Consider the following 12766-nt stretch of genomic DNA (forward strand, 5'->3'; position numbering starts at 1 on the left):
CTCAATTTCTTGCAATCCTCGCTACGGACGCTTAAGTCCGACAGGCTGCTAGTACGTCTTCTTTAGTAGAATAAGTTTTTGCAGGGAGTGCAATGGGGGCCGGGCCATAGGTAACAGACTGACTGTTAGCTGCCCTGATAAGAGAAAAATTACCATAACTGAAACAGCTTTAGGCTAAAAAAAACTGCCATCATGAACAATAATAAACAGCCGTTACGCCTGTTGACACTCGAGACCTCCAGAAACGAGGCAGAGCGTTGGGTTAAACTTTTCCGCAACTCCGGCCTTCCTGCCCGGGTGCAACAGTTAGACACTCTTGATGATCTTGAGGAGGCACTGAGCACTGGCCAGTGGGATTTATTGCTCACTGTTGAAGAAACGCCCTTGCTGAATGCCGGGCAGGTTTTGTCGAGCATTCAGAGATTAAAACTCGATATTCCAGTCATTGTTTCTATTCATGATAATAAACCCGATATCATCAGGCATTGGCTGGAGAAAGGGGCGGGTGATGCAATCCATCACTCTCACGAAGAACATATATTGCATGCCCTGCTCAGAGAAAAGGCGAGTCAGGAACACCGACAACAACTGCAAAAACTGCAAAAAGAGCTGAACGACCTTAAGCAGCGCTGCCAGCTACTGATGGACAATACTTCTCAGGCCATTGCCTATGTTCACGAAGGCATGCATATCGATACCAACCCTTCTTACAACAAACTATTTGGTTATGAAGACCCCGACGATCTGGCAGGCACGCCTCTGATTGATATGATCGCTTTCCGGGATCAGCCACTGTTTAAAAATCTGATCAAGCATTTCAAACCGGGAGATGAACAACCCACTGTCGAATGCCAGCTAGTGAATGTAGAAGGTCAAACGTTTCCAGCAACAGTCCTGCTATCCGATGCTGTGTTTGATGACGAGCCGTGCATCCAGGTCATAGTAAAAGGCAATGCTCCCACATCAACGGCAACGACGGTGGTTGATCGGGAAGAAAATTCTATTCTGGTTCCCCGGGAACGTTTTACCCCACTGCTCTCTGGTCACCGGGAACCGGAAACTCTGGCTTATCTGAGGCTCGATAACTATGACTCTATTCGAGAAAATACAGGCGTCGACGGAAGTATAGCGATTCAGGAAACAATGAGTCGTTTGTTGTATGAGCATTTACCCGACAGTACTGCCACTCACTATGGTGACGAGGTCTACCTGATCGATGTCCACGAAAAGAATGTTGCCGCTCTGGAGCTATTAAGGGCGGCTCTGGAAAATGAACTGATCCCTACAGGACAACAAACGCTCTTCACAACAGCCAGTATTGGCCTGGCTGAGATTGGTCAGGCTTGTGATGGACAAACCATGCTGGAGCGCGCCCGTTTAGCCTGTCATCTGACTGCCAGCAACGGAGGCAATAAGCTCGAGCTCTTCTCCCAGAGCGCGATTGATAACCAGAAAGCCTGCAATGGTGACACCGTTGCCATGATTCGTCAGGCTCTTGAAAACGACAGCTTTCGTTTGTTATTCCAGCCTGTGATCAGCGTAACCGGAGATGGCCCGAGTTATTATGAAGTTCTGCTGCGTCTTCTGGACCAAAAAGGCAAGGAAGTCCCTGCCGGTGAGTTTATCACTGCCGCGCAGGACAGTGACCTGATGCCATTTATTGACCGATGGGTTATCCGCCAGTCCGTGAAACTGCTATCGAGAAAGCTTAGAAACGGTGAAGACACTCGCCTGATGATTCACATCAGTCAGGCCAGCCTGAACGACGAAGAGTTCACTGAGCGTTTATCTCGCTTACTGGAAGCTGCCGATGTTCCCGGCCAAATGATTGTCCTGCAGATGGCCGAAAGACTGGTTCACCAACATCTTAATCAGGTTAAGACTTTCGCAGAACGCCTGGAGCCTTCTGGTTGTCAGTTTGCCATAACTCAGTTCTCTGGCGAGTCACCTTCCATGAAAATCATGGAACACCTGGATCTGATGTTTGTGAAGCTGGACTGTCTGTTCACGGAGCAACTTGAGCGAAATGAAGACGCACATCTCAAGAAAACCGCTAAACATCTCAAGAGCCTCAACAAAGTCATCATCATACCCGGGGTGGAGAATGCCCAGACACTCACCAGTATCTGGCAGCTGGGTGTTGATTATATCCAGGGTCATTATCTGCAACCCCCTCTTGAATCCATGACCTACGACTTCAGCAGCTAGCAGCCGTGAGCATCGGCAAATCCGGACAGTCGGTTCCTACTCACTCTGTTGACTCGAAGAATCTGAACCCACCGAACAGTGGTCAGGGTATTTCGAGTCATCCTGCAGGTTCCTGAGATACACTCACTGAGCGAATCGTTCAAAGCTTTATTATTTCACTGGCATCCGGAATATCAGCCGAATCATGAGTGACCATAATGACCGGTATTGATAGCTCCGAAACCCGCTGAAAGACAAACTCCCTGAACTGCTGACGCAAAGCTTGATCAAGCTTCGAAAACGGCTCATCCAGTAACAGAACTTTCGGCTGCGAAAGCAGGGTTCTCATCAAACTGATCCTGGCCCGTTGTCCTCCCGACAGAGTCAGTGGATTATTCTTGTCAAAACCGGGAAGCTGACATTCATTCAAGGCCTGTTCAATTTTCTGTTTTCGTTGGCTCCGGCTATAGGAGGAAGGTATTCCGAAAGCCAGATTCTCACCGACTGAAAGATGGGGAAACAACAGATGATCCTGGGGTTGCAGTGCTATTCCTCGCTGATGGGAGGGTGTATGGGTTATGTTTTTATTATCAAGAATGATGGTTCCTGAAGACTGAAAGTTTCGGGCCAGAGTCCCGCAGAGAACATCAAGAATAGAAGACTTACCACAACCGCTAGGACCCATAAAAACCAGAACCTGACCCTCGCTGACAGTGAAACTCAGATCAGAGACCAGTGATTTTCCTGCAACTGACAAGCTGAGCTTTTTGACTTCCAGCTTCATACCCATCTCCTGACTGGCCGCCGGTTTCTGATCCTCCGGGAACTGAGCAGTAGCATCAGTCCATACATCAACACAGGCAGCAGTATTTGTACCAGTGCGTATACCGCCATAACTTTTCTATTACCACCGGAAGCCAATGCCACCGTTTCCGTTGTGACGGTTGATATTCTGCCTGCCCCGGCAAACAACGTTGGCAAATATTGGGCAATGCTGACGGCAAAACCCAGAGCAAAACTGGCCAACAAGGGTTTCAACAGAATTAAACATTTCACCTGCAAAAAGGCCCTGACCGAAGAACCAGACAACATGAGAGCCTGAGCAGTCTGTCGTTCATCATAATACCGCCAGGGGCCTGAAAGACTGAGATAGCAATAAGGCAAAACAAACAGCAGGTGCATAAAAACCACTGACCACCAGTGCCCCTCTGCACCGGAACGAATCAGCCAGATCTGGATACCAAACAAAAATGTCAGCTGTGGCAACAGTAATGGCAGATACATAGTCCGGCTTATCAGTCTGTGCATTTTTTTCAGGTAAGGGGACGCTATTTGGCTTCTCCTGCCCGCTTCCAGTATCAGGACCGAGATAAGCAAAGCCAGAAAAGCCGACACCACGCCAATCAGCAAAGCCATTTCCAACGGTTCCACAAGTCTTGGCCAAGCCCGTTCCCAATGGCGGAAGGACCAACTCTGTGGCAAAAGATGAGGGAATCGCCACCGCCAGACAAACGACCAGATTAACAACATGAACGCACTGGCGCCGAATACAACCAGCAGTGCCTTCCAGCCAAAAATAGACAGACAACGCCAAACACCTTCTCCAGAGCCTCTGCGACCGGAGGTCAGCCAGCCCCTTAGCAAAGTGGCTGCCAACCTTTCCAGCAATACAATAGAACCAATGGCAGCAAGCACCAAAATCATCAACAAAACACTGCCGACAGAGGCCAAAGCCTGAAATTCAAGGTCAGGATTCTGATACCAGTTCAGCACCTGCACGGCAAAAGTGGGCGGTGTTGCCGGGCCCAGTACAATGGCGATATCGACAACAGAGAGGGCAAACACCAGAACTGTCAGCATGGAAAGACGAACTCTCAAGTACAGCTGGGGCCAGATCAACTTTACCCAGACCGTCCAGGATTGATAGCCCAGTCCGGCCCCCGTTCTTAGTATTTCCCTGACCGGCAATTGCCTGATGGCCACCATCAGCATCAGAATCAGAAAAGGAGTTTCCTTCAGAACCAACAATGCGGTTAATGACAACGCCCAGGGGTCCTGCACCGTCTGCCAGTCCGGGGGGCCTTGCCAATCCATGAAAGCTGAGAGTCCCCTGGCCAAAATACCACTGGGCATAATCAAAAAGAACAGCCCTACAGAAAGTGCTACATGGGGTGTTGCCATGATGGGTGATAACCAGCGCTGTGCCTGATACCAGAACCGGCGATCCCAGGCAGCACTGACAAACGCCAGCGCCAGCAGCATGGAGACCAGTGTGCTTGACATACCCGAGAAAAAAGACCACCAGAGCATCTCTGTCAGGCCGGGCGTTTCCCAAACTTGCAGCCAGGGAGCAAAAGACAGGGAAGTCATTCCCAGTATCGGTAAATAACCAAATGCGGGCAGAACCGCACTGACTGTGCCCAACAATACGACGGATAAGAATAAAACTGCGACCAGTGCCGCAGCAAGTTGCACAGCAAAACTCTTTCTGAACTTCAAACTGCCTTTCTCACTGACGGTAACGCTTCTGCCACTCTGCTTCCAGAGCGGTTGACCAGGAGCCGTGTGGCTCAGGCAATGTTATGCCCAGAGCTTCAGGGCTGAGGGTAGCGATACCCAGAGGTAACTCACTGAAGTGTCGTTTATCCAACTCAGCCAGTTTTCCCATGCTCAAGACGGTAGGATCACCCCAGACATCCGGGTCCGCTTTGTGTAACTGGGCTTCAGGGGACACCAGGAAGTTAATCACGACCTGCGCAGCTGCTTTTGCACGGGCATTATAGGGAATAGCCAGAAAGTGAGTGTTTCCGACCGTTCCGTCAGAATGAACATAGGTTCTGACGCTTTCGGCAAGTTCGCCATTGGCAATCGCAGAGCTGGCATAAGATGGATTAAACGACATTGACAATAGAATTTCACCATCATCCAGCAGAGGTGTCAGCGCCAGATTGTTCTGCACAAAGGTTTCGCCCTCACGCCACAATAACGGGTGCAGTTCATCAAGATAACGCCACAAGGGTGCCGTTATCTTGTCAAAGCTGTCTGGGCCAACAGGCTGGAACAAAGCCGGATTCTGCTGGGCCAGCTCAAGCAACAACTGCTTAAGAAACGTGGTTCCTACAAAATCAGGTGGCATTGGATAGGTGACCCGGCCAGGATGCTTTCTGGCAAATTTCAATAAATCTGCCGCGCTTTTCGGAGGTGCCTGCACACTCTCCTGATCATAAATAAAAACCAGCTGCGCCATGCCCCAGGGTGCTTCCAGACCTTCAACGGGCTCACCAAAATCCAGAATCGTTGTGGGTTTTTCCCGGGTATCAATCCAGCGGTAATTGGGTAGTTGTTCAGAAAATGGCCCAAAAAGCAGGCCATGATTTTTCATTGAACGGAAGTTCTCGCCATTAATCCAGATCATGTCGACCGTGCCGTCTGAATCGCGACCGGCCTGCTTCTCTGCCAATATACGACTGACAACGTCTGCCGTATTGCTGACTTTGACCTGTTTCAATTCAATATCATAACGCTGTCGTACTTGTTTGGCTGTCCAGCGAATATAGTCATTGACCTGCTGATCTCCGCCCCAGGCATTAAAGTAAACACTCTGCCCTCTGGCCTCTTTGAGAATCTTCCGCCATTTTTCGCCCGCTGAGAGTACAGAGGAAGATTCAGAAAGAGACGCCCCATAGCTGCTTAAAGACCAAAGAGATGCCAAAAAAGCCACAGCCTGTAAGACACGTAAAAAGCTTGTTGTAATCATTGAACGCTGGAACCATCCTTAGCTTTTATCCTGATTCAGTATTTGCAGGTCTTTGTCACTGAAGCCTGACAGGTAGAGTATGCTATCAAGACCCAATGTTGAGATAGACTGTCTGGCGCTTTGCCTGACCAGAGGCTTGGCCCGGAACGCAATGCCCAATCCGGCGATACTCAGCATGGGTAAATCGTTAGCTCCATCGCCTACGGCAATGGTTTGCTGCAAAGAAACTCCTTCACTGAGAGCAATCTGTTTGAGCAGCTCTGCCTTGCGCTCGCCGTTGACGATCTCACCTTTGACTTCACCGGTGACTTTGCCATCGACGATGTCCAGCTCATTAGCAAAAATATGGTCGACCCCCAATCGCTCCTGAAGAAAACGGGCAAAGTAAGTAAAACCCCCTGACAGGATCGCTGTTTTATAACCCAGTGCATTCAGGCATTTAAAGAGCTTTTCAGCGCCCTCCATTATCGGCAGCTTTTCGGCTATGCTCGCCAGAACCGACTCATCCAGACCTTTCAGCATGGCCAGCCTTTCGCGGAAACTCTCGTTAAAATCCAGTTCGCCCTGCATGGCCCTTTCAGTGATTGCTGCCACTTTGTCACCCACGCCCGCTGCTTCAGCCAGCAAATCAATAACCTCGGCTTCAATCAGGGTAGAGTCCATATCAAACACCGCCAGCCTGCGATTCTGGCGATAGATGTTGTCTTCCTGAAAGGTCACATCCATGTCCAGCTCTGAGGACAGGCGCAAAAAGTCCGTTCTTAATGCGTCCGGTTCAGGAGAAAGTCCTCTGACCCCGAACTCCAGACAACGGCCAGACAGTCGGGTAATCCGATCTATATGCAGAGCATGTTCTGTTGTGATATGGCTAGCACGGGCGATGTGCTCTGCTGTGATGTTTTTGGAAAGCAGGGTCAGGATGTAACGATTATTGCTCTGTTCGGATGCCCTCTGTTGAAAGCCTTCATCAGAAAGGGTCTGATAATTGCCGTGAAGCTCAAGTTGATCAAAGTGAAAAAGCAGATCTTCCACCACAGGAGAGACTTTCAGACCATCTGGCAATCGAACGATGATCGTCCATGAAAGAGTTCCACGAGTCAGGGTGTCATGGATAACCGACTGCCCGATATCGAGAATTTCCAGCCCCCTGTTCTGATGAGCACAGGCAGCCATGATGGATGTTATGGAGGCCGTCAGACCGGGTTTGTCTCGCCCTGTCACATTAATCAGCAGAATCTCTCTCACAGTTCACCTGGCTTCTTATCGTTTTGCAAATGGCTATACCCCCAAGCGATTTCAAACATTTCCTATCGCTCATGGCAGTTAGCCGACGCTATTGTAACGCATAGAGTTCGATAGCGTCAGGCAGGGAGAGAATTCTGAGACTCCTTGTCCTTCACTCTGGTTTGTGCTTTGTGGTTTGTGATTTGCCTGAAAGCGGGAAAAAAGCTCCTTTCTCAACAAAATGCCGCTCTATTGGAACTCGTTTGTTCTCTTCATAAAGTCAAACTTTCCAGTGCTGAAAAAAAACTGAAAATTGAAAAACAAGCTACACTGTCGCTTTGATATAAGAATCCTTCAGGGTAATGGGTATAAACCAGCTCTGCACTAATATCCTCGCTCAGTATACGACAACCAAGGGTAGTGTCACGCTCCTTGCCGAAATGATCAAAAGCTGGACCCGTTCAAGCATCAGGTATTTCCAATTTATTTTATGCCAAGTGGGGTTTTTCAATGCTAAAAAGCTTGTGGCAAACATTGATATTTTTAACTTTGGTTGTAACAGGAACGGTTAAAGGGGCCTCTTACCCAACTCCTTCGCCTGAGCCACTCACTATAGTACTGGGCAATGGTTCCATTATTGTTCAGGAGGATATGATTTTATCCATCCATGGTTTTACTCCATTTTTTGATTCCCAAAAAGGCTCAGTACTGCTGATTTCAGACATTAACGAGAAAAGTATCATCAGACTTCGGGCAGATGCCCACCAGTCTCTGGCTGTGACTGATCTGTCAGGTCATCAGATACACATTGATTTACAGGATCTGCTAAAAAATAAAAAGGCTGTTTTTGCGCCTGTTGATGGTTCAATTCATACTGAAAAAACAGGGCGGTTTTTTTCGGGTATTACTATAACGGCAAAAGAATTGTCGTCTGCTTTAAATGGCTTGCCGACAAGCTTACTTTTACAAAACAACGATTATCAAAAGGGCAGTCAGCAAGAACGATATTCAGGCGGCCTAACTCCAGGTCAGGCTATTTTTTCTCTTTCTGGGCTTAGTGGTCATAGCAAGTCACTCCTACCAGCAAGTCATGGACTGCTGGGAATAAACGACAAAAAATCACTACTCTCTGAATTTCTCGATTATCCGGTAGCGCCAACTTTTGTAGAAGTGACGGCCTATATGAATTATGAAAACTACACAGATGCTGAAGAAAACGTCAATGACACTATGATTCTGCTTAGATTTCTGGTGGAGAATTCAGAAACAGTAGGAGTGCTTTATTCTTTGTTAATGTCAGCTTTTTCTACAGCTTTTCTCTGCGGACCTAGCGGAGATGAATTTTCGAAAAGATTCTGGATGAAAGATCAATACCAACCGCTAAAGCTGGAAAAACTTTATCATTTTTTGGTATCCAGAAAGCAAAGCGAAATAGATAATGCGTCCCAAACCGTTGAAGGTTCGACTGGGGGAGCTTCGGCAGCATTGCCGGAGTCTGAAAACGCAGTGACAGCAGTGGGTTATGCGATTGCCAGACACATTAGAAGAGTGTTTTCAAGAAGTACAGACGAAAAGATCAAATCTATTCTGGAACACTTCCTTGGACCAGAGCTTCCTCTTCAATATGATGAAGAGCAACTAGACAAACTGGTGAGAGTTGCAAGGCTTCTTAAGCAACATGCCGAGGAAAGAGCAGGTGGAGAACAGTCAGATGAAGATGAAACCTCGAGCAGTGATTCTGAAGATGACATATTAAGCAATCTTAAAGACAAACTGAATTTCTGATCTCAAATAATGCCGCTGATGCGGGTAATTCGGGGTAAGTCTCTCAACAACCCTGATACGAGCAACCCGGAGCACCGCATCAACAAACAAATTGCAGCTCACTATAATCTGCCTTTTCGTCAGGTTATTCGCGGGCAGACGAGCCTTTAAGATCATTAGGTGAAGATTTGGTCTGTAATGCCTCAAATTCACTTTTTACAGCTTGATAACCGGGAGCATCAGGGGCAAAATAGAGTTCATCAAATAAGCTTGTGGTTTTAACAGCTAGAGACCAATTCAAACCATCTTCAATTACATTAAAAGCACTGGTCAAAGAAAAAATCTCCTCACCCCGATAACTAACATGATAATCAGAAGTAAATGATCCCTTATTGACTTCAGAAAAGTGTCTACCATCATTCAGATGTTCATCTGTTGAAATATTCAGAGGCTCAAGATATTTAAGTAATTGGGTGACTTTCTCAAATACTTGGATATCCTGATCAGGAGCTGCCTCTCTACCATACATATTTTTGTAAATCAGATTTTGCTGTTTCAGCTGTTTTAAGTAATTAATGATAGTTGTCACATTCTCCTGAGCTTTTTTGTTTGCTGCGTCTATTTCAGTGCTCGCCTGGTTAGACACTACTCTCTGTTCAAGTGACGTGCTGCTGCTGGCAACGGCTCCCAAGTTCTGACTTGAGTGATCGGGATCGCTGCTCAATTAAGCATCAACATTGTCAGCTGCCGTTGTAGTTCTGCCGAAGCTGACACCCTCTGGTGTTTCCTCCTCAGGCTTTGGTGAAAAAAAACCAGCAGTGCTGGAGTTGTTATCTACGTTATTCATATTGACTACTCCTTTGTTAATTTTGTTCCCACTTAGAAAGAACATTCAAAATGGCTTCAAAACTCTGAGTCGGTTTTGAAACAAAAGTTCATAACATTGGAGTAAGTGCAATTAACAAAACTGCGAATAAGGCCTGATCTACCCGATGATTTTAGATTTACGGTCAAACAGGCCACTTTTCAGGCAGTTTCTTGTCATGTTGTAGTATTTTGACTCTCACGGCCCTCTTCTGGGAGAGGCTTCTCGCCGAAGCTGGTAAACTGAACCCTTTTTTACCGACAGAGCTACCGAGACCCACGCTCCGCCTATTGCTGATTGCAGTAGCCAAATCTCCGGGCGGTAGCGTACTGTCAAAAGAACCTTGTTTTCAGGAGTGCCATCAATGACCAGTGCCCAACAGCGCGCCGAACTACAGCGCCAGTTCTGGCAGATCGCCAACGATGTGCGTGGTTCAGTAGACGGCTGGGACTTCAAACAATACGTGCTGGGCACTCTTTTCTACCGCTTTATCAGTGAGAACTTCACCAACTACATCACGGGCGGTGATGACAGCGTCAATTATGCGACAATGGATGATGGCGATGAAAACATTGTCGCAACCAGAGAAGATGCCATCAAAACCAAAGGCTATTTTATCTACCCCAGTGAACTGTTTGTGAACGTAGCGGCCAATGCCAGCAAAAACCATAACCTGAATACCGAGCTGGCTGACATATTCAAGTCGATTGAATGTTCAGCCAACGGTTATCCGTCAGAAGCCGATATCAAAGGCCTGTTTGCCGATTTCGACACCACCAGCAACCGTCTGGGTAACACGGTAAAAGATAACAATGTGCTGACAGATCAGCATATCCAGCAGATTATGGCAATCTTCCACAGCAAGGACGATGTGGAGCATGTCGCAAAGTCGGTCAGCCTTGAGACGATCACTGACAATGACTACAACCTGTCGGTCAGCAGTTATGTGGAAGCCAGGGATACCCGGGAGAAGGTTGATATTACTCAGCTGAATGCTGAGCTGAAAACTACGGTTGGCAGGATAGATCAGCTACGCTCGGAGATTGATGCCATTGTGGCTGAGATAGAAGGTTGAGGCATGAACATTTGAAAATATCTTTCAAATGGTGAATAACTGCCGTAGACGACAAAGAGAGGATGCGATTCACCATGTATTATCTCATTGAACACAATCGCACCACCAAGGCTACTCAATGCGATGAATACAGTGATTACTCTGCGGCGCAGGCAGTCTGCCTGCAAAAAGAGCTGCATTACTTTCTGAACAATAAAAATGAAATAGAAGTGGTTATTTTTGAAGCCAACACCATTGATGACTTAAAGCGTACCCACAGTCGCTATTTTGTTAACGATGCACAGAAAGCTAATACAACAGACGCTTTATCGGCGATTGGTCTGCTGGGTCTTGCTATTTCTTTGTTGAATAAAAAGTGAGCAGGGCGAGCATGATTTTCGACAAGCACAATTCATTAGGGATGAGAGATTTTATGGATCAACTGCCGGTTGAGCTTGAGGCGCTTTATGTAGTTATTCGAGATTTTCGAATAACTGCCAATGCCAGAAAAAGAGTACCTCTCTGCCATGCAACGCAGTGTCGTCAAAGATATCGAGTCAAACACCTGCTCAGGCAAACCTTAACCGATCGGATAGACGACCGTGACCTGTATATGAAAGGCATTGATGTTAGTTATTTTTATGAAGGTTATAGTGAGTTCAGGACTGGGGACTTGTAGTGGTGGGTGATATGGATTTTATGGAAAGGCTGTTGGATGGGGCTGAGGTTGAGTGGGTGCCTTTAGGCAATGAAAAGTTTTTTGAGATTGCCAACAAAGGGAGAAAACCAGTAAAAGCGTCCCTCCGTTCACCGGGAAAAACACCATATTATGGAGCCAACAACATACAAGACTACGTTGAGGGGTATACTCATGATGGTGAATTCGTACTAATTGCAGAGGATGGCTCAGCAAGTCTCGAAAAATACTCTATACAATATGCAACTGGAAAATTCTGGGCTAACAATCATGTGCATGTTATACGTGGAAAGTCGAAACTTAACACAAGATTCATATTCCACTACCTTTGCATTGTTAATTTCATACCGTACTTATCTAGCGGTGACAGAGCAAAGTTAACAAAGGGGAAAATGCAACAAATTCCAATCCCCATCCCCTGCCCGGAAAACCCACAAAAATCCCTAAAAGTCCAATCCGAAATCGTCAGAATACTGGACAAATTCACCGAGCTGACCACCGAGTTGACCACCGAGTTGACCACCGAGTTGACCACCGAGTTGACCACCGAGCTTACTGCACGGAAAAAACAATACAACTACTATCGTGATCGGTTGTTGAGTTTTGATGATGGGGAGGTGGAATGGAAAACATTGCAAGAAGTTGCCTTGGACTTTGGCCGAGGAAAATCCAAGCATCGTCCACGAAATGACCCAAGGTTATACGGTGGAGTTATACCATTCATACAAACTGGAGATATTAGAAACTCTTCACATATCATCACAGAATACTCACAAACCTATAGTAAGCTTGGGCTGAAACAGAGCAAGTTATGGCCAAAGGGAACTCTTTGCATCACAATAGCAGCAAATATCGCAGAAACCACCATCCTGGGATTTGATTCATGCTTTCCTGATAGTGTTATAGGCTTCATTGCTCACCCAGAAAAGGCAAATGTAAACTTTATAGAGTATCTTTTGTCATCATTTAAAACCAAACTACAGGCAAAAAGTACAGGTAGTGCTCAGAGCAATATTAAACTTGCAACTTTTGAAACTGTGCTCTTTCCATTCCCTCCTCTTGATGAGCAAAAACGAATCGTTTCAATCTTAAGCAAGTTTGAAGCCCTAACCAATTCCATCACCGAAGGCTTACCCCGAGAAATTGAGCTGCGCCAAAAGCAATACGAATACTACCGTGACTTGCTGCTAAGCTTCCCAAAACCAGAAGAGAGGGCAG

General features: G+C 46.8%; 11 protein-coding genes and 1 pseudogene. 6 read left to right on the forward strand and 6 right to left on the reverse strand.

All coding sequences use genetic code 11. The annotated features are described in order from the left end of the window. The first annotated feature begins 192 nt into the window (after positions 1–192). Positions 193–2208, forward strand: coding sequence for an EAL domain-containing protein (locus KDK19_RS06995; RefSeq protein ID WP_257291621.1), 2016 nt, complete (start codon positions 193–195; stop codon positions 2206–2208). A gap of 139 nt (positions 2209–2347) precedes the next feature. On the opposite strand, the gene KDK19_RS07000 is transcribed toward KDK19_RS06995, so the two are convergent. From KDK19_RS07000 to serB, 4 genes are read right to left on the reverse strand one after another with little or no spacing between them, the layout of a single operon-like run. Continuing rightward, positions 2348–2971: an ATP-binding cassette domain-containing protein gene (locus KDK19_RS07000; RefSeq protein ID WP_257254711.1), complete on the reverse strand. Its 624-nt coding sequence runs from the start codon at positions 2969–2971 to the stop codon at positions 2348–2350. Next, positions 2968–4662 carry an ABC transporter permease gene (locus KDK19_RS07005; RefSeq protein WP_257254710.1) on the reverse strand — a complete coding sequence of 565 codons (1695 nt, stop codon included), beginning with the start codon at positions 4660–4662 and terminating at the stop codon, positions 2968–2970. Before KDK19_RS07005 ends, KDK19_RS07000 begins: the two co-directional genes overlap by 4 nt. Positions 4663–4696: 34 nt before the next feature. Next, positions 4697–5944 carry an ABC transporter substrate-binding protein gene (locus KDK19_RS07010; RefSeq protein ID WP_257254709.1) on the reverse strand — a complete coding sequence of 416 codons (1248 nt, stop codon included), beginning with the start codon at positions 5942–5944 and terminating at the stop codon, positions 4697–4699. A gap of 18 nt (positions 5945–5962) precedes the next feature. Further along, positions 5963–7189, reverse strand: coding sequence for a phosphoserine phosphatase SerB (gene serB / locus KDK19_RS07015; protein ID WP_257254708.1), 1227 nt, complete (start codon positions 7187–7189; stop codon positions 5963–5965). Positions 7190–7678: 489 nt separating this feature from the next. Here serB and KDK19_RS07020 point away from each other — a divergent pair, with 489 nt between their 5' ends. Continuing rightward, positions 7679–8953, forward strand: a complete 1275-nt coding sequence (locus KDK19_RS07020) for a hypothetical protein (protein WP_257254707.1) — start codon at positions 7679–7681, stop codon at positions 8951–8953. 124 nt (positions 8954–9077) lie between these two features. Here the strand turns inward: KDK19_RS07020 and KDK19_RS07025 are convergent, their stop codons facing one another. After that, entirely contained in the window at positions 9078–9656 is a 579-nt protein-coding gene (locus KDK19_RS07025; protein ID WP_257291622.1) for a hypothetical protein, read from the reverse strand. Beyond that, complete coding sequence (locus tag KDK19_RS07030) at positions 9657–9779, reverse strand: hypothetical protein (RefSeq protein ID WP_257291623.1); 123 nt, start codon at positions 9777–9779, stop codon at positions 9657–9659. It lies immediately after the preceding gene. A gap of 382 nt (positions 9780–10161) precedes the next feature. Between KDK19_RS07030 and KDK19_RS07035 the strand changes: the two genes are divergently transcribed. From KDK19_RS07035 to KDK19_RS07050, 4 genes and pseudogenes are all read left to right on the forward strand, one after another. Beyond that, positions 10162–10872 carry a type I restriction-modification system subunit M N-terminal domain-containing protein gene (locus KDK19_RS07035; RefSeq protein WP_257291624.1) on the forward strand — a complete coding sequence of 237 codons (711 nt, stop codon included), beginning with the start codon at positions 10162–10164 and terminating at the stop codon, positions 10870–10872. A gap of 74 nt (positions 10873–10946) precedes the next feature. After that, entirely contained in the window at positions 10947–11231 is a 285-nt protein-coding gene (locus tag KDK19_RS07040) for a hypothetical protein (protein ID WP_257275187.1), read from the forward strand. A gap of 120 nt (positions 11232–11351) precedes the next feature. After that, positions 11352–11530: pseudogene (locus KDK19_RS07045) on the forward strand (cell filamentation protein Fic); the annotation flags it as partial. Positions 11531–11541: 11 nt separating this feature from the next. Beyond that, a partial coding sequence (locus KDK19_RS07050; RefSeq protein WP_257291625.1) for a restriction endonuclease subunit S occupies positions 11542–12766 on the forward strand: 1225 nt, incomplete at its 3' end.

It is taken from the genome of Endozoicomonas sp. ONNA1, assembly GCF_024606325.1.
In the GTDB taxonomy this organism is placed as follows: Bacteria; Pseudomonadota; Gammaproteobacteria; order Pseudomonadales; family Endozoicomonadaceae; genus Endozoicomonas_A.